Annotated in this window: 18 protein-coding genes and 1 tRNA gene; 4 read left to right on the forward strand and 15 right to left on the reverse strand. The window is 55.9% G+C overall.

Going from position 1 to position 20,525, the window contains the following annotated elements:
- Window positions 1-214: 214 nt before the first annotated feature.
- The 5 genes from VKV29_RS03960 to VKV29_RS03980 form a co-directional block, all read right to left on the reverse strand.
- Window positions 215-1,450, reverse strand: coding sequence for an acyl-CoA dehydrogenase family protein (locus VKV29_RS03960; protein ID WP_324200004.1), 1,236 nt, complete (start codon window positions 1,448-1,450; stop codon window positions 215-217).
- A 143-nt stretch (window positions 1,451-1,593) separates the two neighbouring features.
- Window positions 1,594-2,658 carry a hypothetical protein gene (locus tag VKV29_RS03965; RefSeq protein WP_324200005.1) on the reverse strand — a complete coding sequence of 355 codons (1,065 nt, stop codon included), beginning with the start codon at window positions 2,656-2,658 and terminating at the stop codon, window positions 1,594-1,596.
- A gap of 64 nt (window positions 2,659-2,722) precedes the next feature.
- Window positions 2,723-4,273, reverse strand: coding sequence for a hypothetical protein (locus tag VKV29_RS03970; RefSeq protein ID WP_324200006.1), 1,551 nt, complete (start codon window positions 4,271-4,273; stop codon window positions 2,723-2,725).
- A gap of 427 nt (window positions 4,274-4,700) precedes the next feature.
- The gene (locus VKV29_RS03975; RefSeq protein WP_324200007.1) at window positions 4,701-5,375 is read right to left on the reverse strand and encodes a TIGR03936 family radical SAM-associated protein; all 675 of its coding nucleotides are present in this window, start codon (window positions 5,373-5,375) and stop codon (window positions 4,701-4,703) included.
- A gap of 71 nt (window positions 5,376-5,446) precedes the next feature.
- Entirely contained in the window at window positions 5,447-5,773 is a 327-nt protein-coding gene (locus VKV29_RS03980; protein ID WP_324200008.1) for a hypothetical protein, read from the reverse strand.
- A 349-nt stretch (window positions 5,774-6,122) separates the two neighbouring features.
- Between VKV29_RS03980 and VKV29_RS03985 the strand changes: the two genes are divergently transcribed.
- Window positions 6,123-6,195, forward strand: a tRNA-Phe gene (locus VKV29_RS03985).
- Window positions 6,196-6,354: 159 nt separating this feature from the next.
- Complete coding sequence (locus VKV29_RS03990; protein WP_324200009.1) at window positions 6,355-8,073, forward strand: GspE/PulE family protein; 1,719 nt, start codon at window positions 6,355-6,357, stop codon at window positions 8,071-8,073.
- A 77-nt stretch (window positions 8,074-8,150) separates the two neighbouring features.
- Here VKV29_RS03990 and VKV29_RS03995 read toward each other — a convergent pair whose 3' ends face one another.
- The 9 genes from VKV29_RS03995 to murA form a co-directional block, all read right to left on the reverse strand.
- Window positions 8,151-9,242 (reverse strand): HD-GYP domain-containing protein, encoded by a 1,092-nt coding sequence (locus tag VKV29_RS03995; RefSeq protein ID WP_324200010.1) that lies wholly within the window; start codon window positions 9,240-9,242, stop codon window positions 8,151-8,153.
- Between the two features lie 11 nt (window positions 9,243-9,253).
- Window positions 9,254-9,907: a hypothetical protein gene (locus tag VKV29_RS04000; protein WP_324200011.1), complete on the reverse strand. Its 654-nt coding sequence runs from the start codon at window positions 9,905-9,907 to the stop codon at window positions 9,254-9,256.
- Window positions 9,908-10,141: 234 nt separating this feature from the next.
- On the reverse strand, window positions 10,142-11,464 hold the full coding sequence (locus tag VKV29_RS04005; protein ID WP_324200012.1) for a magnesium transporter: 1,323 nt from the start codon (window positions 11,462-11,464) through the stop codon (window positions 10,142-10,144).
- Window positions 11,465-11,479: 15 nt separating this feature from the next.
- Window positions 11,480-12,631 carry a shikimate dehydrogenase gene (locus VKV29_RS04010; protein ID WP_324200013.1) on the reverse strand — a complete coding sequence of 384 codons (1,152 nt, stop codon included), beginning with the start codon at window positions 12,629-12,631 and terminating at the stop codon, window positions 11,480-11,482.
- Between the two features lie 2 nt (window positions 12,632-12,633).
- On the reverse strand, window positions 12,634-13,566 hold the full coding sequence (locus VKV29_RS04015) for a quinate 5-dehydrogenase (protein ID WP_324200014.1): 933 nt from the start codon (window positions 13,564-13,566) through the stop codon (window positions 12,634-12,636).
- 23 nt (window positions 13,567-13,589) lie between these two features.
- Window positions 13,590-14,111: a hypothetical protein gene (locus tag VKV29_RS04020; RefSeq protein ID WP_324200015.1), complete on the reverse strand. Its 522-nt coding sequence runs from the start codon at window positions 14,109-14,111 to the stop codon at window positions 13,590-13,592.
- A 3-nt stretch (window positions 14,112-14,114) separates the two neighbouring features.
- Window positions 14,115-14,786, reverse strand: a complete 672-nt coding sequence (locus tag VKV29_RS04025; RefSeq protein WP_324200016.1) for an S-layer homology domain-containing protein — start codon at window positions 14,784-14,786, stop codon at window positions 14,115-14,117.
- Between the two features lie 22 nt (window positions 14,787-14,808).
- Window positions 14,809-15,798 carry a rod shape-determining protein gene (locus VKV29_RS04030; RefSeq protein ID WP_324200034.1) on the reverse strand — a complete coding sequence of 330 codons (990 nt, stop codon included), beginning with the start codon at window positions 15,796-15,798 and terminating at the stop codon, window positions 14,809-14,811.
- Between the two features lie 10 nt (window positions 15,799-15,808).
- Entirely contained in the window at window positions 15,809-17,092 is a 1,284-nt protein-coding gene (gene murA, locus VKV29_RS04035) for a UDP-N-acetylglucosamine 1-carboxyvinyltransferase (RefSeq protein WP_324200017.1), read from the reverse strand.
- 266 nt (window positions 17,093-17,358) lie between these two features.
- On the opposite strand from murA, the gene VKV29_RS04040 reads away from it, so the two are divergent.
- Window positions 17,359-18,516 (forward strand): two-component system sensor histidine kinase NtrB, encoded by a 1,158-nt coding sequence (locus VKV29_RS04040; protein WP_324200018.1) that lies wholly within the window; start codon window positions 17,359-17,361, stop codon window positions 18,514-18,516.
- Window positions 18,509-19,201 carry a response regulator transcription factor gene (locus VKV29_RS04045; RefSeq protein ID WP_324200019.1) on the forward strand — a complete coding sequence of 231 codons (693 nt, stop codon included), beginning with the start codon at window positions 18,509-18,511 and terminating at the stop codon, window positions 19,199-19,201. The genes VKV29_RS04040 and VKV29_RS04045 overlap by 8 nt, the downstream gene beginning before the upstream one ends.
- A gap of 31 nt (window positions 19,202-19,232) precedes the next feature.
- Here the strand turns inward: VKV29_RS04045 and VKV29_RS04050 are convergent, their stop codons facing one another.
- Window positions 19,233-20,447, reverse strand: a complete 1,215-nt coding sequence (locus tag VKV29_RS04050) for a J domain-containing protein (RefSeq protein ID WP_324200020.1) — start codon at window positions 20,445-20,447, stop codon at window positions 19,233-19,235.
- Window positions 20,448-20,525 lie beyond the last annotated feature (78 nt).

Here is a 20,525-nt window from a genome sequence, read left to right on the forward strand (position 1 = left end):
TGCCGTTTGGGGGTGGGCGGTTATCAGCGCCAAAGCGAGCGCTCCCAAGGAAGCGGGCAGACCTGAAAGAAATACTTCATAGCGCACGGTTGCGCGAGGGGGCGCTCCGGCTTCAGTCTTAGCGAAGCGTTATATCCTGTGCGCGACGGACAGAACAGGCATCCTTCATCCTTCAAAAACCGGTGAGAGTTTCGTCTGCTTCCTCTTGAAACGCCTAGGAGGACGTTTCCGCAGGAGGCAGCAGCTCCTCCAAAGTCTCCTCTTCCAGGAGTTGCAGAGTGGCGGCCATCACCTCTTGCGTTTGTGCTTGCACCGTGTAGAACATCGCCTCGCGGAAGAGGCGCTGAGCCGGGTTAGAAAGCAGGTTGGCCGCTCCGCTGCTGGCCGCCACGGCGGCATGGGCGGCGCGGACGGCCAAGCGGATGGCATGGGCACGCAGGCGAACCGCTTTTTCAAAGAAATCCGGCTCGTTGTTGCGTGCGTTCCACTCCGCAATGGCACGACGGGTGCGGGCAAGCTCTTGGGTGAAATGGTCTGCGGATTGGTGAATGGCCGGTAGGGGGCGTTTTTCCGCCAGGCTGCAGAGCAGGCGCACGGCTCCCGCGGCGCAGCCTATGGGGAGCGCTGTGCCGCCCAAAACGCCCTTGCGGTCGTTGCAGCGCAGGGTCTCTCTATCGGAAAAGTGCAGGCGATGGGCTTCGGGCACGAAGAGGCCTTCAAGGGTGAGGGTAACCGTTGCCGAGGCGTTCATGGCGCAGAGGCGCAACGGCGGAGAAGCCTGATAACGGCCCCAATCCCCATCGGGTGGTGTAAGCCCCTCGAACAGTTCCGGAAACTCCTCTCGGTTCGCCGGCACCCACACGTAGACGAAGCGCTCGTCCGGCAAAGTGGCGCCGAAAACGACCTGGTTCATGAGGCCCCATCCGGTAACCCATGGGGCGGTACCGTAAAGGCGATAGCCGCCTGGCACAGGTTCCGCGCGTAGCACGGGAGGCCCGGGGCGACGTAGGTGGGCAAAGGAGACACCGCACAGCATCCGTCCCGCGGCAAGCTCCGGCACGAGGCGCTCTTTGAGGGCGGGGTTCGGCCCATTGGCGATCATGCGTGATGGGCCGTGATGTTGCGCCTGCACGAAGGTGGTAACGCCGCAGGCGGAGGCGAGTATCTCGGTGATGGCCCGCTGCGTCTCGCCCGAGACGTTGGATCCACCGTACTCTTTGGGCAACGCAATCCCCAAGAGGCCGGCTTCGGCTAGGGCACGAAAATTCTCTCGGTTGGGGCCGTCGGCCTGGTCGCTTCTCTCCGCGTTGGGCAACAGAACCTCTTCGGCAATTTGGCGTGCTTTGGCGATAAGCTGTTCTTCTTCGGGGGTGTGGTGGGCGCTTTCTGGGGTCGGCAAGCCCACCGCATCCTCTGTGTTATCTGCCGGGCCACAACTGCCGGAAGCCATCGCTTTTGTCTCCTCTCATCGTGCCATACTGCTATTTAAAGTTTACCTGCTCCAATGAAAAAAATCTCCTAGAGCGCAGGCCTCTCCTTATAGACTTTATGTGGCCTGAAAGCAAAAGAGATGCCTAAATTTACGAACCGTTTCTACTTTTTGGCCTCTGCGTTGGCAACGTCTTCGTATTCTGCCTTAAGCGTCTGGTCAATAAGATGAAGCCACCTCATCAAATAGGCTCCTTGCCGTCGGGTTTCTGGCGAGGGGTAGTGGTCGTAGACAACACGTACCTTCCCATTGGCATCTTTAAGGTAGGTCTCCCCATAAGACATTCTGTCTATGTAGAGAGTTGCTATTACTCCGCGCAGCAACCCCAGTTTCTGAGGGTCTATCAGTTTCAGGTCTGGTACAGGCCCGTTCCAATGGTTGGCTTCGGCCTGGTGATAGACCGTCATCGCTTTCGGCCCTGCCGTCTCCTTCAACATCGCCTTAATCAATTCCTGATCGCTTATGCGGGGAATGCCGGAGTGAGGGCTATCATCAAGGTAGGCAATGCCATAAAAAGGATTATGTGAGTAGACCCATGCCTCTTTCAACAACCACTCTATGCGTTTTTTAACCGGGTCTGCTATCCATGCTCTTCGAGCGGCCTCGTACTGTTCGTAACTGACATTCTGTGGTTCCGGCCGCATAATGTATTTGTACCACAGCAGCATTCCGAGTTTGAAGGCGGAGGTAGGGTCTTTTTTCGGGTCGAAATCGGTGGCTTCCAGCTTTTGCAGTTCGGCATCCCAGTATTTTGGGCTGCACTGCATGAGGCCTATCCAGGCATAGATCGAGTTGGGATGGGTTTGGAGGTAGCTTTGAAAGAGCTTTTCGGCAGCATCGAAGGCATGTTTCTCTTCGAGGATTTTGAAGGCTTTGCGTAAGGTCCTATCCTGCATCATGGGATAGAGACGCACGCAACCAAGGCAGGCCACATCATCAAATGTCCCACCAAAAAATTTGCCTGGCAGGCCGATTTTATTGCCATTGGGCAGTATAATAGTGCCTGTCCAATCGGGCTTGTAATGTTTGAGGAGTTCTGCTGTGCTATTTGGTGTGTTGGTTTGGCGTAGTGTGGGCGCTTGGCCGCCCAATAGCCTCAGGGCGAGGAGCAGGCACAGTGCTATAACCGCAAACGATTTTATGTGTAGCAGGTTTCGCCTTGCTTTCATGGTTTATCTCCTTAATTCGTGGAAACCTCGGCAGGCCTAAGGCCTGCCGAGGAAAAAAAGCAGTTCAATGGAAATGCATGACTTTTTGGACGTGGTATCCTGCCACAGGAATGTTGAGAACCACGCCTGGAATATCTACTATTTGGGCGTACCAGGTTGCCTCTCCGGAATATCCATGCGCATCGTAGACGGGGCAGGTGCCACCCTCTTCATGCCAAACCAGACCAACCCAGATTTCAACATATGTATGAGGATCGATATTAACTTCTACAGTTGATTCTTGCGTATAGTCCTCCTCCTGACTGAAATTGAGATTGATGGCTGTTTGTAATGCCAATTTCTCAAGCGGACCTAACTGAAAGTTGATCGAGCCGCCGTTTGTGAGCTTCAGGTCAACAGTATTTTTGTATGTCTGCTTTTGTGCCTGGTCGGATTGCCGGTTGTCGAAAAAGCTAATAAGCTTCCAATCATTTTTAATATCCTGTGGCTGCCAACCTAGTGGTTCCCCATCTAAAATATCCTGAGTGATCGGATGGCATACCGTCTTTTTGGGGTCTCGTATCCATTCGCTTTTGTCGCCGTATTTGAAGTGGAAATTCACGTAGACGTTGCCGGTAGCGCTGGCCTGTTCGCCGTTGGAATCCGGCGTCGAATCCGTAAGGCGCACGAATGCATGGGTTGTTACCGTGCTCATCGAGTTGCTTTGAACGTCGTGTTCGAAATATTCAATGCCCTTTGGCCCGATGGCATCCTCAAAGAAAAGTATAGGCTGTCCAGGTGGAAAGTCCGCGGCGGTTTGCAAGTGATCCGGACTTGCATTGAAAAAACCATCCTGATTAATGTTGAGCAGAGTTTCAATCCATTCATATGTGCTGTTGGCACCCCAGCCGCCCACGGGCGACGCCGTGTAAGTGATAGTAACTCTGTTTTGCTTTATGAGGCTGGCAGGAAACGGTGTCCAGTCCGGCTTCACGGTGTTTTGAACCAGCTTGAAGCTGTTGGGGCAGGGGTCGCCATCGTTTTCGGGCAGATCGGGCACCCGAGTCGGTACGTTGTTAATAAGCTCACGATGATAGGTGGCCCCTAAGCTGGTGCTTACATACACCCCACGTGTGTCCGGCTGAACCCTTACATTGAAGTTCAAGAACCCACCACACCCCACAGGGGTTACGCTGGGAGACCAGGAGGCTTGAATCTGCCCCGAAAGCGGGATTTCGAACTTGGCTATGCCCGCTGAACCATCAAGATGCACCAGGTGCTCCCCCTGCCGGTAGCCGCTGACAGCGGTATCGGTATCGTTTGTCACCAAATCGTCGCCCCATCCGTCGTTCACATCGCCTTGGCCATTTGGCCCTGCACTATAATCCGCGTGACAATCCTCTAAAACCCATAGGTCTTTAGGGGCGTTCGGAAGCGGAAGCCCCGTCATGGGGTCTTCCCAAATAAACATTCCGTAGAGAATTCCTTTAGTCGAGTATTGGGCGTTGAGATTAGGCCCTGAGCTGCCCGTGCTAAAGAAGTAGCTTCCGGAAGCCGAGAAGATATAGCCCATGCCAAGAGGGTCTATTCTATAGGGGAAGGAATAAGGCGGTGGCCAGGGGGCTTTATCCGTCATAGGGGTGGGATTGCTTGCCGGAATGATAGATGAGTCGATCTCACCTACGGGGAGATAATAGGGACCAACCCATGCTCCAAAAGGCGATCCAGGCGGGTAGGGGCCGGGAGGTGGATATTGGGCTAGCGCATGAGGGGAGACGGAGAGGTAAACCAGGATGAACAAAGCTGCGATCGTGCCCTTAAACCAGAAGGTGACTACGGGGGGTGGGCAGCATAACACCCTGCAACTGTGACTTCTTACCGTTTAGGTAATAGGCGTTCATGAGGATGTATCTCCTTTGTTTTACAGAATAGGTAGCTTCTACGGTAGAAGCTACAAACCTATTATAACATAGTGTCTTATTTGCGTCAACACTTTTTTTGCCTTCTTAAAGTTCAGCTTTTGACAGAGGGAGATGTAGCGAAGCAGAGTGTATGTAAAGCATCTAAGAATCTGGAGCAAGCAGACGAAGGCGGTGGATACGACGGGCTTTAAGGCCGGGCACCTGCTGACCAAGCGCCTCGACCACCTCGTTGGGGCGCACGTTGCCCGTCTCCCCCATGCCGAGGCGCATGATAAGCACAAACTGGTTGTTCCGAAAACTCTCCGGCTTAAGCTGAAGCGTATGAAGGTAGGGCCTTATGTCTACGGTGCGCGACTTTCCCTCGCGCTCGCGTGCGATCGTCACCTGGGGTTGGGCGAGTAGGTGGGCAATTGCCCGCTCTATCGTTTCGAGGGGTATCGGTTCCGGGGTGCTGCAAACCACCTCGTAATCGGCACGGTCTAGCTCGCCGAAAAGGTTGCGCTCCTGTTGCTCTTCCGAAACGGGAAAGCACCGAATAATCCGAATGCCGGGCGGAAGAACGGCATTAAGCCGCTCTTGCACCTCTTGCGGTGGAATAAGCTCTGTTAGCTCCAAGGCCACCCGCTCCTCGGCTCCGGTAACGCCCACGCCTAAGGCGGAGGCAAACGAGAGCCGTTCCCGCGGATTAAAACCGCCGGAGAACGCAATGGGCAGGCCCGAGCGCCGAATGGCCCTCTCGAATGTGCGCAGGATGTCGAGGTGGCCTAGCCAGCGGACAGGCTCCTCTTTGGTAAAAAAGAGAATATAACGTGGCATAAAGCTGACCCATGAAAAAGAGCGGAGGCAAAACGCTTCCGCCCTTCTTTACCAGATGTAACCGGTTGGTGCTAGCTCTTATTTGTTTTCGATTCGTGGTCTTTCTTGTAGGCGGCCTCCGCCTTGGCAAGCTGCTCCTTTGGGCTGAGCTTGGCGAACGCGCCAGGGCAGCCGCCACAGCAGAAGTGAACCCGATAATGGCCCACAACCACCGGCTTGCCGGCCTGCATCTTCGGGTCTACCTTATCGCCCGTGATGGGGCAAGTCCACACATCCACAATGGCCGGCTTTTTGGGGGCGGGCTTTTTCGCCGGAGCCTTTTTGGCCGGCGGGGCTGCAACTGCTACGGAGACGCTAAGGGCAGCGAGCAAGGTTGAGAACAAGGCTGTTTTCTTCATAACGAACTCTTGACCTCCTTTGTCGGTTTTGCCCATGGAGCAAAAACCAACATGATGGATTAAGGATTTAGAACCTTCTTCCGCTTGCAGACAGAGGCAAGCGAAAATATGTGCCACAACAACAGTTTACCGTAAAACCATGTTGTGGCACAACCATTTCAAATTACGGTTTGGACAATGCCTACGTTACAGGTAAGGGCTTCAGCCCGCCGCAGGAAAGGGAGGTACCCGCAGGGGAGGCTTGTGCCCACCCTTCAAGCAGACCAGGCGGAGCGTTCCCTGGCTCTACGGAGTGTAAGCTTGACAAGCGGACGCTCGAAACGTTATAATAAAAGCTCGGTAGAGGTAAGCCGAGATAGCTCAGTTGGTAGAGCAGCGGACTGAAAATCCGCGTGTCACAGGTTCGATCCCTGTTCTCGGCACTTTCCTCCTTACCATCTGGACTTTTCGCTTTGTGTGGTTCAGGGTTCGACTCGAAACGAGTCGAACCCGTATTTCTTGCATGGTAATTTCCGCTGCTTTTGGGGAATAACTCTTCTAGAACCGCAGATTGTTGAATTGTGTTGTAGGAGAGACCCTCTATGGCAAACCTCGCGATCGAGGTGCGATGCGCGCGTTTGGGAGAGCTTTTGGTTGAAACCGGCCTCATCAATACCCAACAGCTTCAAAAAGCCCTGCAGGTGCAGCAAGAGACCGGCAAGTTCCTCGGTGAAACCCTTGTTTCGCTTGGGTTCATCTCGCCCAACGATCTCGGCCCGTGTTTAAAAGCGATAACGGGCTTTCCTTTTATCCACTTAGGTGAGACCTATGTAGACCTAGGCGTTGCCCATGCCCTTTCCGATGCAGTGGCCAGACGCATGAAAGCGCTCCCTTTTCAGAAAAAGCAGGAGGGCATCTGTGTGGCGCTGGCCGATCCCCTCGATGTGAGCGCTCTAGACGAGCTGCGGCGACGCTTTAATCAACGCATCCTCCCCTACCTAGCCCTCGAATCGGACCTCCTAGAGGCCATAGAACGCGTCTATCGGCAGCGCCCAAGGGCGGCCTCAGTACTGCAAGAGATGGATGGCCAGACGCCCGAGGCGGAGTTGAGCACGGACGAGCTGCTCGGGATGGCTGAGGACGCCCCCATTGTGCGCTTGGTGAACGGCCTTATTCAAGACGCCATCGCGGGCGGCGTAAGCGATATCCATATCGAGCCGCAGGAGACCACGGTGCGGGTGCGGTTTCGCCAAGATGGATTGCTTTATGACCAGATGACCTTGCCACGAGGGCACTACGCGGCCGTGATCTCGCGCATTAAAATTTTGGCCCATATGAACATCGCGGAGAGGCGGCGCCCTCAAGATGGTAGGTTTGTGATGCACGGAGAGAACGGCGAAGTTTATGACCTACGCATCAGCACCATCCCTGTTATCTACGGCGAAAAGGTGGTGATGCGTCTGCTAAAAAAGACCGGTATCCTCACCAGCCCCGACAAACTAGGGCTTTTGCCGGAACAGCGGGCCATTTTCGATAAGATGACGCGCCAGGCCTACGGCATTCTTCTGGTCACCGGCCCCACCGGCTCAGGAAAGACCACGACACTCTACTCTATTCTCAATCGCATTAACCAAACGGAGCGCAACATCAGCACCATTGAAGACCCGGTGGAGTACCATCTTAACGGCGTCAACCAAATGCAGGTGATGCCCCAAATCGGTATCACCTTTGCCAGTGGGCTGCGCGCTTTGATGCGCCAAGACCCCGATGTGATTATGGTGGGCGAGATACGGGATAAAGAGACGGCGGAGACGGCCATTCAGGCCGCTCTCACCGGCCATCTTGTGCTTTCCACCTTGCATACGAACGACGCGCCCGGAGCCATCGTTCGGCTTCAGAACATGGGCATCGAGCCGTTTCTTATCAGCTCGGCACTTATTGGGGTGATAGGCCAAAGGCTCGTGCGCACCGTTTGCCCGCATTGTCGAGAGCTGTTTCCTCCTCCGCCCGGCCTACTGGATTCTTTGGGGATTCGTTTGCCCAACGGCTTTCGACCGGTGCTGGCGCGGGGGGCAGGCTGTCCACGTTGTGGAGGGCGCGGCATGAGAGGGCGCACGGCTCTGTTCGAGCTAATGCCTATGAGCGAAACATTGCGCCAAATGGCGCTTCAACAGCGGCCCGGTAGCGACCTGCAGCGGCAGGCCAAACTCGAAGGCATGATCACCATGCGAGAGGCCGGCTTACGGCGGGTTGTTGAGGGCATTACCACTCCGGACGAGCTAAGTCGCGTTCTGACGGTAGAGCATGGAGAGGGAAACTAGAGAATTGAAGGTAGGGGTATAGGCCTGGTGCCTACTCTATCCCTCCTGCCCTATTTGGGCATGGTTTGAATAACGGTTTAAGTACTGGCAATATGTCTCAACTGCTCCCATCGTACTAAAGGCACAGAGAGCGCGATCTTTACGATGTCGGGGTCGAATTGGGAGCCGCTACATCGCTCTATCTCCTCAAGAGCGCTTGCTAGGGAGCAGGCACTACGATAGGGCCGATTGCTTGTCATGGCGTCGAGTGCATCGGCAATGGCAAAAATTCGGGAGCCAAGCGGAATCGCCTCACCGCGCAGCCCGTGAGGATAGCCGTTGCCATCCCAAGCTTCGTGGTGATGGAGAACGATGCGGGCGGCACCCCGCAGGCTCTCGATACGCGCACACATGTTGTAACCGATGATGGAGTGCGTCTGCATTCTCAGGCGCTCCTCGGAGGTCAGCTTCGTTGGCTTTAGCAGAATCTGATCTGGAATGCCGATCTTGCCGATGTCGTGCAACAAAGCCCCACGCTCAATGTGGTACATTTCCGTTTTCGGAACGGCCATTCTTTCTGCAAGCTCGATGGTGTAGGCGGTAACACGCAGAGAGTGCTCCTCCGTTTCGACGTCCCGCAATGCCAAAGCGGTGAGCATGGCATCGAGTACCGCTTCACCGGAGGCCTGCAACATCGTCCGATAGCGCTTCGTGCGACGACGAGCGAGCGCCTCTTGAGTGAGGTTTCGCTCGACGACCTCACCTAGCTCCTCCAGAGGTTGCGATAGAATGAATAGATCGTCCGCCCCGTTGTGGAGAGCCTGTTGGGCCAGGTGCAGGTGGGCCGGTTCTATCAACAAAATAAAGGGAAGATGGGGCCACCGTCTTTTGAACTCGAGAATCAGTTCCTGTGAACGAGGTGGCTTTTCCTCTTTCCCTATAAAGAGGTCGAACGATTGGCCGGCCAGCAACTCAAACGCTCGGTGTGCTGTTGCCGCGCAGATCACCTGGTAGCCTTCGGCGGCGAGCTGCACGGCCAAAGCCTCACGCAGTTGGTCGTTCGGCTCTACAAGCAGAACGTTTACCTCTAGTCGGTCCTGGGCCTCATCTATGCGTAAGGCAATGTCTCGCTCGGCGGAAACATCGAGAGCCGGCGCTATAAGATACTGCTGAGCGTTCGAGCGTCGCATGGTCTCGCCTTCTATTCGCTTTGGGAGTCCTCGCTGTAGTGGCTTTCGTTCTCAATGATAGCGCGTAGCGTATCGGAATGGCGCCAGAGGCGGCCGCCGCCCAGACGCCTTGCCCTCTGCAGGGCTGCACAGGCTCTGGCGGTGAGGCTATCAGCATCGGGTGCATCGAGCGAGATAGAGGCTACGCCTACGCTAAAAGAGAGCCAGGGATGGTCTTCTGCGCCTGCTTGCGCGGTCATAATCTTTCGCAAGCGTTCTCCGAGAGCGGTTGCCTCCTCTTCATTCATTAGCGGGCAGACGAGCGCGAACACAGGTGTGTCGGTAATTGTTGGCAGACTCAGGGTATAGACGAGATCATAGTCGCGCGTCTCCTGGCGAATGCAGCGAACAATAGCCTGCCCAATAAGGTTTTTGCCGGTTTCACCCAGAAACTCCATCGTCGGTGAGGCATCCGGTGCGATGCATATCAGGGAGAGCGGCTGGTTTTTGCGCATCACCATCTCGATCATCGCATGAAGATAGACGTAACCGGCTTGTGTCGTTACCGCCCCTGTGGTCTGGTCGGCGGGCAATAAAATATCGAGACGTTTTGGCGATGGAGTCGCTTCGTTACCTAAACGCGCCTCCGGAATGGCCGTATGCGGCTCCTCCCACTCAATTTCCATCTTGCTGCGTGCTCCAATAAGCATTTTTGGGTGCTCGCCTAGCTCCTTCTCCAAAGAACGAAAGTAGGGACATATAAGCAGGGAGCGATGGGTCGAACACTAGAGATTATCGGAGAAAGCGGCTGAATTCTTTCGAGGAAATGAGAAAAAACGGTAGGAATATGGGGAGCACAGAGAAACAGGACGAAAATGAGGCAGGGCTGCGCCGGAGGCAAGCTGCCGTCCTTAGGCGATTTATGGCTCGGATTCCATGGAATCGGTAAGGGCGGGGGTGGGGAGGCGAGGCCGCTTCTCCGGCGGCAGGAGGCGTTCAAGGGTGTCGTCTACCGTGATAATGCCTAGAAGGCGCTCCTCTTCGTCCACAACCGGAACGGCGAGAAGGTTGTAACGTCCGAGAATCTGGGCGACTTCATCGGCATGGTCATCCACGTGCACGCGGATGACGTTCGACTCCATAATCTCGGAGACGGGCGTTTCTGGAGGGGCAATAACGAGATCGCGGAGCGAGAGAACGCCCACAAGGCGGTTTTCGGCGTCCACAACATAGATGTAGTAGATGGTTTCGGCTTTAGGAGCCAGTTCGCGCAGATACTGGATGGTCTGTTCACAGGTGAGGTGAGAGTGTATGGCGACATACTCGGTGGTCATCAGGCCGCCGGCGGTGTCATCGTCGTAGGCAAGCAGCTCTTTAACATCGCGAGCCTCTTCCGGTTCCATCTGGTCGAGCAGCTCATCGCTGCGCGCTTCGGGCAGATCGCCGAGAACATCGGCGGCCTCATCCGGCTCCATCTCCTCGAGGATGTCGGTGGCCTTTTCATCGTCAAGCTGTTGCATAATCTGCACCTGCACTTCCGGCTCCGCCTCGGCGATGGCATCGGCGGCCGTTTCGGTGTCGAGGCTCTCGATCACCTCGGCGCCTTGTTGCGGCGTCAGTTGCTCCACAATGTCGGCGATGTCGGCGGGGTGAAGGCGTGCGATCTTATCGTGAGAGACCTTCAGGCGGATCGTGCCCCCTTGCGTGCTTCTCTCTAGAGTCTGCACGTCGTCCCACGCGATAAGGTTGGAGCGCAGCGGATGGCCGAGAAGTCGAAAGAGCGCTTCGATAGGCACGCTAATAACGCCTAGGCGCCTCAGCAGAGCACGAAAGCTGGCATCTACGCCGACCACACAGTACTCGGTCCCACAAACCGCCAATCGCACGTCGCTAACACGCACCACCCTTCGGTCGTGAATATCCACAATCTGCCGATCAAGCACATCTCTGCGCAGGAAAAGCACCTGCGACTCGTCGGGTTGATAGAGAGGGATGGCTTCTAGGGGGCGTCGGAGAAAGACGTCGCCTAAAATACGACCGCTTCCTTGAGGCCCGGCAGGGTCTTCATTAAAGGTGATCTCCGCGAAAGGAATGGACAGCTCGTCGGACTTGCGTTTAATAAGGACGCCGCGCACCACCGGCAAACGGCCTCCGAGTTCGGCAACCAGGTCGCTCACTCTGCCGATGGGGGTTTTATCGGGAGCGAGTACGCGCTTTCCTAAAAGTTGAGTAAGGTATTTCATGGCAGTTAGGGTAGGCTAGGGAGTCTGATGTGTTTTCATTGGAGATGTAGCGAGAGAGACCGCTGCGGGAGGCAGGCCGGCTGCCGCTTGAATGCGCGCGATCTGCTCGGGAGTAACCGCCTCTTCAAAGGCGCGAAATCCGGCCAGACAAAAACCGTGCTTCACGGCAAGTTTGCTGATCTCGTCCACCTGCTGTACGCTCACCTCTTTGCCGAGGGTGAAACTTTCGTAGCGTCCCTCAAGCGCAAGCATCATGGTTTCGGACATACAGGCGTAGGCGGTATTTGGTGGAAAGCCGAAATTAAACTCTTCCTGAGGCCTATTGGGATAGGGTAAGCGCATCTCACCGGGCACCTGCACAATTCCCCCTTCGATCACCAGCACATCTTGTCGTTCTTTGGCCACACGTACAGAGACATCGCGCGGGCGCGACACATCGCACACCACCGCGCCTCGTTTGAGATGTTCCGGCAAGATGATGGCATCTGTAGCGCTGGTAACTGTAATGATGACGTCGGCATCGCGCAGGCCTGTGGCCACATCGGTGAAAACGCGCAACTTCGCCTGCGATTGGGACTTAAGGCGTTCGGCGAGCCGTTCAAGACGGGAAAGATCGCGCCCAACGAGGGCGACTTCCGGAGCTTCCCGGGCCAATATCTCGGCGCAAGTGGAGCCGATGGAGCCGGTGGCCCCCACAACGGCCACCACCGCGTTATCTATGCGGTGCCCCATGAGACGGGCACCCTCTTTAACGCCTTCAATAGCCGTTGCCACCGTGTAAGAGTTCCCCGTGGTGATGGCCAAATTTGGAAGCCGTTTGGCGAGGCTTATGCCGCCGTCTCCTACAACCGATGTAAAAGCTCCAAGCCCCATAATGCCGGCCCCCAGTTCGAGAGCAATACGCCCGCACTGCTCCAGCTTTTCGAGAACCTGATCGTACGGGAGGGTGATCATCTGATGTGGCGTGAGAGGGCATCCGATAAACCAGCCTTCCAACTCTTTCCCCGTTAGCGACCGCACGCCTTTTACCTCGCAGACCACCATGGGGTTTTGACGGGTTAGGAACCATTCTATAAGGCGCACGGGCAGGAAGCGCGCGATGGGATATTTCCGCGCCACATCGCGGCGGGCATCAATAGGGTGAATAACAAAGGCGAAACGTTCCATAATCACATCGCTTGGGCGCAGGCCTCGGGTTGTGGGTTAAGCACCTGCACGTTCGGCTTCCAATCCAGCTCCTTCAGTTTCTGCAGATAGTCCTGCGGAGTTAGCTCTTCAGGGCGTTTCTGTAGTAAAGTTACGAGCACGGCCTCCATAACGTTCGTGCCGAAAGAGCGTCCGTCGAACACCGGGGTGGTTGTGATCAGGCGATGCACTCCTCTTCGTTTTAGTTCTTCTACGTCGGAGGGGGTTGTAGTGTTCGTGATAACGGTTTTGCCGGCAAGTTGTTGTGGCATGTACTTGCTGATATAGAGATAATCGCCTGCGATGATATCGGCCTCTTGAAAAAATCGAGGGAATTTGGGCGTATTCTGGTGCTGTTTTTCACCGGTAGGGTAGAACCACTGGAAGGGGCAGCGCACCACAATGGGCAGAATAAGGCGTGCAAGGCGTTGAAGGGTTGTCCAAGAGCGAATGGGGATAGGCAGTCCAAGGCCAAAAAGAATATCGCCAAACACGATGGAGCGGGCACGCTGTGCCAGCGCCTCTGCCATTCCAAAGCGGTCTACCGCGCTCATCAGCAGCACAGAGCTTTCGGAGAAATTCACCACCCTGTTTTCGTCGAGCCAAGCGATGGTCTCTCGTTCAAGGGTATGTTTAAGGCCGCTTCCGTCCACGAAAGGCGTTTTTTTGGCGCCGGCCATCAGCGAGAGCGGCTCGCGAAACACGTAACGGCGATTGCCGGCGTAGAGATAGATGTCGCAGCCCCCTACGCCGAAGGCATCCACCGTGCCGTCTAGCTCCTGCACGAGACGACGAAAACGCTGTTTATCACCATCGGTACCTATGCGCTCGATAGAAAACTCTTCCCCGAAGAACCGAGCGATCACCTTTTTGTCGCGTCGTGAGGAGCCTAGACTAATGCTGACCACGCGTTTCACGACGTTCTCCTTTTGTAGTTAGGCTAGTAAGCACGAACACGGTTGTGCGCTCCAACAATGCTGAGGGCTATCCTCAGCCAGAGCATTAGGCTCAGCAAGCCTGCGAGATGGCCTCCGGATAGGTAGAGCGCCATACCGATAAGCCCTAAGGCTGCTGCCAACCAAGCCAATTTCTCCACCTGATCGCCGCGCTTATAGCGGGTAACGCGACGCACCGTTTCTCCCACCAACATGCCGTGAAAGAAGGCCATGAAAATGGCAAAAAAGCCGAGGTGGACGCTTATCAGCAGGCCTTCGGCAAGGAGAAGCAACCATGCAGCCACGTAGCTAACCGTTGTTCCGGCAACAAACGCCAGGGCGAGCTCCTGGGGTTGCAGTTGAAGGCGGGCGGTTCGGCTTGGCTTTGCGCACTGTTTGCAGAGCATGCCGGCGGGGTATACCACAGAACAGTGAGGGCATATCGGCACACCGCAGCGCGCGCACCGTAGGGAGGTTATCTCATGATGGCGGCAGTGACACCGCAGCGGCATCTCGGCATCGGGCACGCCTCAGTGCCCTCCTTTGGGTTTGTGGAAGCTGGCATCGGGCGTGTTGCCTTGGGCATCGTGGCCTAGAGAGGTGAGCTGATCGTTGAGACCGGTAACCATCTGGGCAACGGCCACACCGAGCTGCGCCGCCGTAATGGGGGTACGGTCGGCCTGAAGCAGGGGCGAGTCGGGGCCGATCTCGCGATGCTGCACCAGATAGCGCAGCGAGGCGTAGGCCGGATTTGTGGGAGGTACGGCAATGGACACATTCGTGGGGAGCGCCTCCGACTTCGCGGTATCTTTGGCATTTGCCGGAGCGCGAGTAATACCGTTGGCCACATAGTTGCCGATGCGGCAAAGCACCGAGGCCAATATGTAGCGCGTCACGGGGCGGTTCTGCCATCGGCGTTCTTTTAGGGTCTGCACCACGCTTTCCGGCACCGGCTTACTGGGGGCAGCGTGCCAGGTGTTGTCTTGAAGAGCTTTTGCCAAACGAGCAAGCGCGATGGCCACATCTATGCGTGTGACCTTCTGTTCCCCGTGAAAGCGCCCGTCCGATTCAAGCGAAAGCAGATGGTTTTCCAACGCTTGTTGCACATAGGCTGCAGCCCAGTGGTTGGGGCGCACATCGGGCGGCAGACAGAGAGCAGGTGTTGCACCGAGGAGTAGCAAGAGAAGCAAAAATCTGTTCATGCGGGGCCGTCTCCTTCACGTGTCAGGCGCTGCGGCGGATAGCCGCCATGTTTTCCAAAGCCCTTCCGGTTCCGATCACCACGCAGGTAAGAGGGTCTTCTGCTACGCGAACAGGTAGGCCGGTAACAGAGGAGATGAGTTGGTCGAGGCCACGCAGCAGGGCACCTCCTCCGGTAAGCATGATGCCGCGTTCGATGATGTCGGCAGAAAGCTCTGGTGGTGTTTTTTCCAGCACACGTTTCACCTTTTCTACGATGGCGCTAACCGGCTCGGCCAGTGCCTCCCGAATCTCTTCGGAGGTAACCTGAATCGTTTTCGGCAGCCCGGCCACCAGGTCGCGACCTCGTACCTCCATGCTCAGCTCTTGTTGAAGTGGGTAGGCCGAGCCGATCCGCATTTTGATCTCCTCTGCGGTACGCTCGCCGATCATGAGGTTGTAGACGTTACGAATGTAGCGCATAATCACCTCATCCATGCGGTTGCCGGCAATGCGTAGGCTTTCGCTGTGGACGATGCTTCCGAGAGAGATAACGGCCACATCGGTGGTTCCACCGCCGATGTCCACCACCATATTGCCGCCCGGGGAGGAGATGGGCAGGCCGGCGCCTATGGCTGCCGCCATAGGCTCTTCTATGGGGTAGGCTTCGCGGGCACCGGCCTCTTCTGCCGCCTGTAAAACCGCTCGCTTCTCCACGCTGGTTACTTGGGAGGGCACGCAGATAAGCACACGTGGGCGAAAGTTGAGCAGCCAACGTTTTCCGAGCACGCGATCAAAAAGGTAGCGAAGCATGGCTTGGGTGATGGTATAGTCGGCAATAACACCGTCGCTCATGGGGCGAATCGGCACGATATTGCCCGGAGTGCGCCCTAGCATCTCGCTGGCCTCGGCGCCCACCGCCAACACCTTGCGGTTTTGGGCAGAAACCGCCACCACGGAAGGCTCTCGAAGCACGATGCCCTTCCCTTTCTGATAGACCAGCGTATTGGCGGTGCCCAGGTCAATTCCAAGCATGGGAAACAAATTAAACACTCTCGTAACTCCGCGCTTGTTCTTCGGGGACGCGCGCGATGTCGGCGCCAAGCCCCCTTAGATTTTCTACAAGGTTCTCATAGCCTCTGTCAAGATGTTCGAGATCGGAGACCACGGTAACGCCCCGCGCCACAAGCCCGGCGATCACCAAGGCGGCGCCGCCACGAAGGTCGGTACAGCAAACAGGAGCACCGTTCAGTTGGGGAACCCCGGTAACGATGGCTGTTGGGCCTTCCACCCGAATGTCGGCGCCCATACGTTGCAGCTCGGTGGTATAGCGGAAGCGGCTTTCGTAGACCGTTTCGGTAATTACCGAGACCCCATCGGCAATGGTAAGCAAAGCGACGAAGGGTTGCTGCATATCGGTAGGAAAGCCCGGGTGCGGCATGGTCTTAATGTCGGTAGCATGGATTTTGCCCACTCGGCGTACGCGAATTCCCCCATCCACAGGGGTTACTTCGGCGCCGGCCTCCGCCAGTTTGTTTAGTACGGCGCGGCAGTGGTCTGGCACGGCATTATGAATATACACATCGCCGCCTGTGGCTGCCGCTGCTATGGCGTAGGTGCCTGCTTGGAGCCTATCGGGAATGATGGAGAACTCGGTAGGGTGCAAACGATCAACGCCATCAATGACAATGGTCGAGGTGCCCATTCCGCTGATTTTGGCGCCGCATGCGTTGAGAAATTCGGCGAGGTTTACCACCTCCGGCTCTTGAGCGCAGTTTTGGATGACGGTACGGCCCTGCGCACAGCAGGCGGCCATCATAAGGTGTTGGGTGGCACCGGCAGAAGGAAATTCAAGATAGAGATTCGTGCCCACGAGGTGTCGGCACGTTCCCACGTAGATACCGTGTTCCAGGGTAAGGCGAGCGCCGAGTTGCTCCAGCCCCTTAACATGGAAATTCACCGGCCTCGCCCCGATGTTGCAACCTCCGGGCATCGCCACTGCGGCCTCGTTGAACCGGGTGAGAAGCACCCCAAGCAGGTTGAAGGAGGCGCGCATTTGGCGCACCAACTCGTGAGGCGCTTGGGAGGTGGTGAGTTGGGTGGCGTCTATTTCCAGTGTGTTGTCGGGTAAGAACTGGGCCTTGGCCCCAAGATGCCGAAGAATTTCGAGCATCTTATCTACATCCGTAATGCGAGGGACGTTTTTCAGGCGGGTTTTCCCCGGCACCAGCAACGCCGCGGGAATGATGGCCAGCGCGTCGTTTTTGCTTCCGCCGATGTATACCTCACCTGAAAGGGGGGAACCGCCCCGAATAACTAGCTTTTCCACAGATAAGCAGCCTCTCTAATAAGTGCGTTTGTTGAAGCCCAAAAATTTAGGGAGCGCGGGAAAGGCCCATAGATAGGTCAATAGCCTTTCGCTTCGTAAGCAAATTACAGTATACCCCACAGCTTTCCCATAGTTTAGTGGGTTCGTTGGGAACAACAGACCGTTGGCATGAAGCGTCTATTCCGAATTCTTACAAAATCCGTTATAATTGTAGGAACTCCTTTTCTACTCCTGCCGTCTCAAAAGAAGATTTAGGTAGTGGTTATATGACGCATCAGGACGAAGTGGTTTATGAAGACATCGCGCTTCATCCGCTCTATCGTCATCGTGAACAGGCCCTGCTCCACGCGCTTCTACAATCCATAGATTACGGCGTGTTGGTGAGCGGGCTTGACCGACAAGATATCGTGGCGAATAGACGCCTCGGTGAGCTTTTCTCTATTCCACCCCGCCTGGTGGTGGAGAGCGACCCGGACACGGTGCGCGCCTGGGCGCGATCACGGGTACGCCATCCGGCGCGGTTCGAGGTGATGATTCAGCGTGCCTATGCCGACCCCTACTTTACCGGCGAAGATGAGGTTGAGTTGCGTGAGACCCCGCCGCGTTTCCTCCGGCGGTTTACTGCACCGGTGCTGGATGCCCAGGGGAACCCTGTTGCCCGCCTTTGGACATTTCTGGATATTTCAGAGACCAAACGGCTGCAAGCGCAGGTGCGTCGCCGGCTGCACAAAACCACGCAAATTCTCCAAGAGACGAGGCGCCGCCTGCTAGAGGCCGAGAAACTGCGTGTGGTAGGAACCCTATCGGCAAGCGTGGCGCACGACATTCGCAACATTCTCTCCACCATGCGAATGGAGATCGAACAGTTGCCCTCTGAAAATGCCACTGCGCTCATCGAGCAGTTCCATCGGTTTGAGGTGCTGGCCCAACGACTGCTCGCCATGACCCATGCCGATGGGTGCTACCGGGAACAGGTCTCGCTTAACGATCGCATTCGGCATGTCGCGCCGCTTCTCGCCGCTCAGGCCGATTCCTGCAACGTAAACCTCTGCTATGATCTACAGGAGGGCTTGCCGGCCGTTCTTGGTGACCCAGTTCAGATAGATAGGCTGCTTATCAACCTATGTCTGAACGCCTTTCAGGCCATGGCCGCAGCAGGGGGCACCCTCACGTTGCGAACCTGTAGCAAGGGCGAGAAGGTCTATTTGGAGGTGCGCGATACGGGGCCGGGCATCGCGCCGGAGATAAAAAAGCAGATTTTTATGCCGTTTTTTACCACGCGCTCTGGAGGAACAGGGCTTGGGTTGTACAACTGCAAGCGCATTGTATGTGAACATAACGGGCACATCACGGTGCGCAGCCGGCCGGGCAAGGGGGCCTGCTTTATCGTGATGCTGCCGGCTGCTGAGGGCGAAAATGGCTAGAATCTTGGTGATTGATGACGATTCGTTTTTGCTGCGCTCCCTCGAAAAGCTTATGCTTAGCGAAGGGTTCTTCTGCCAGTGCGCTTCAAGCGCTAGGGAGGCGCTGCACATTCTGGAAGGCGAGCCGTTCGACCTCGTTGTGCTCGACGTGGGGCTGCCGGATATGGACGGTTTTTCTTTATGCCGTCGCATTCGCCTGAAGCATCGTATGCCGGTGCTCTTTCTCTCGGCACGTGGCGAAAGCGCCGACCGTGTGGTGGGACTGGAGGTTGGAGCCGATGACTACATCGTTAAACCTTTCACCCCACGCGAGTTTGTGGCCAGGGTGCGTGCCCAACTGCGTCGCGCAAACGAGTACAGCCGCCCGGTGGAAGCGCGAAACGAGATTCGCATTGGCGACCTGGTCATGGATTTCGATCGGCACGACGCCTTCATCTCGGGAAAGCGTGCTCAACTCACCGAGCGAGAGTTTGAACTGCTAGCCCTCTTGGCGCGCAACGTGGATAAGGTACTCTCTTCGGAATGGATTTTTGAGAACGTTTGGGGGTTTCAGAGTGAAACAGGCCCCAAAACGTTGGCCGTTTATGTGCGCCGTTTGCGCTGCAAAATCGAGGCCGACCCCGATCACCCCAAATACCTGCTCACGGTAAGAGGGTTCGGCTATCAGTTGGTGTTTCCATCCTAACTTCCGTTGACGTGCCTTTGGGCGTTCTAGCCTACCAGCCTTTCAGTCGCTTTAACTGCGTGTAGGCCTCGTTGATCTCCTGCATTCTTCGTGTGGCAGCCTGTCTATCCGTCGGGCTAAGGTGGGCTGGCCTGTCCGGATGGCAAGATCGCGCCAGCTCTCGATGTTGGCGGGCGGCCTCTTCACGTGTGCAGTTTGGGCGTAAGTTCAACACTTTACAGCAGTCCGTTAGAGCGTCCCCACTTCCATAAGAAGGCGGTGGTCCCGATTGGGTATGCCGTCGTTGCTGCTGTTGGGAGGAGCCGCCAGAAGGCTGTGTTGTGGAAACGGCCTTATGCCACCCCGTTACAAACCGTTTTGCGCTTTCGTAAGAGCTGGTTAAAAACTCAAAAACAGCTCCATCTGCAAACTCGAACCGCACACATCCATATTGAACGATGTGAACTCGATAGTTATCGGTGCTCCTGAAGTGCCGATCGGGCGATCCATCGCGATTAACATATTTCCAAGTTACCCTTGAAACAATAGCATCCTTTGGCAGCAAGCCCTCTTCAGGATACTCTTCGGCCCTACAGATCACCTTGATCTGCCCATATTCGTAGGCTCGATAGTGTTTCGATTCGAAAAGATAAAGCTTATCCGGCAGGAAGCAGAGTGTGTGACCTCTGTTGGTTTTCAGGGTGAACACCTCCTGCGATTGACTTGGCGTAATATGCACCATTAGGCCAAAGGGCGAACGACGACCGAGATAGGCGGGCTGACGCAATACCCGTGTAGTCATACCGGCATTTCTTTTCCAATCTCCATGGTAGTGGCGACCGCAGATGTACCAGATATTGTCGGTTTCTAAGAGTATCATGAGAGCCGCATGCAGACGCTGCCAGCGTTTATGCGACAGGTCATTCAAGAAGTAACATAGGTGAAAGGCGTGCTCGCGGCGTTCCCAAGATGAGGTGATAAGATACAGGTAGACAAACAAAGGCAGCGCAGCCAACATAACGAGCAGGTTTATAGATAGGGCCAAAAGCAGGCACAAGACACCGATGATAACGAGGCCCTGAGTCCAATACAGCGGCTGAGTTACGGCCTTGTTCAGGCGTTCGAGCGTGTCGGTAAACCCTCTATCGGGGGAGAGAGTACCCTGATGGGCGTTTGCGAGCGGTGGCGAGTAGAAGGGTGTAAGCCCTTGAAAACGTACCCAAGCGGCTTGTGTTTCCCTTATTGCGCTCTGCGGCTTCGTCTGCAACGGTTTCGCCTCCTTTAGGTTGAAAGTCGGTCACTGATAATAATAACTTTTTTGGGTGGTTAAGCGGAAACGATTTCT

Source organism: Chthonomonas sp., assembly GCF_035294165.1.
Classification (GTDB): Bacteria; Armatimonadota; Chthonomonadetes; order Chthonomonadales; family Chthonomonadaceae; genus Chthonomonas.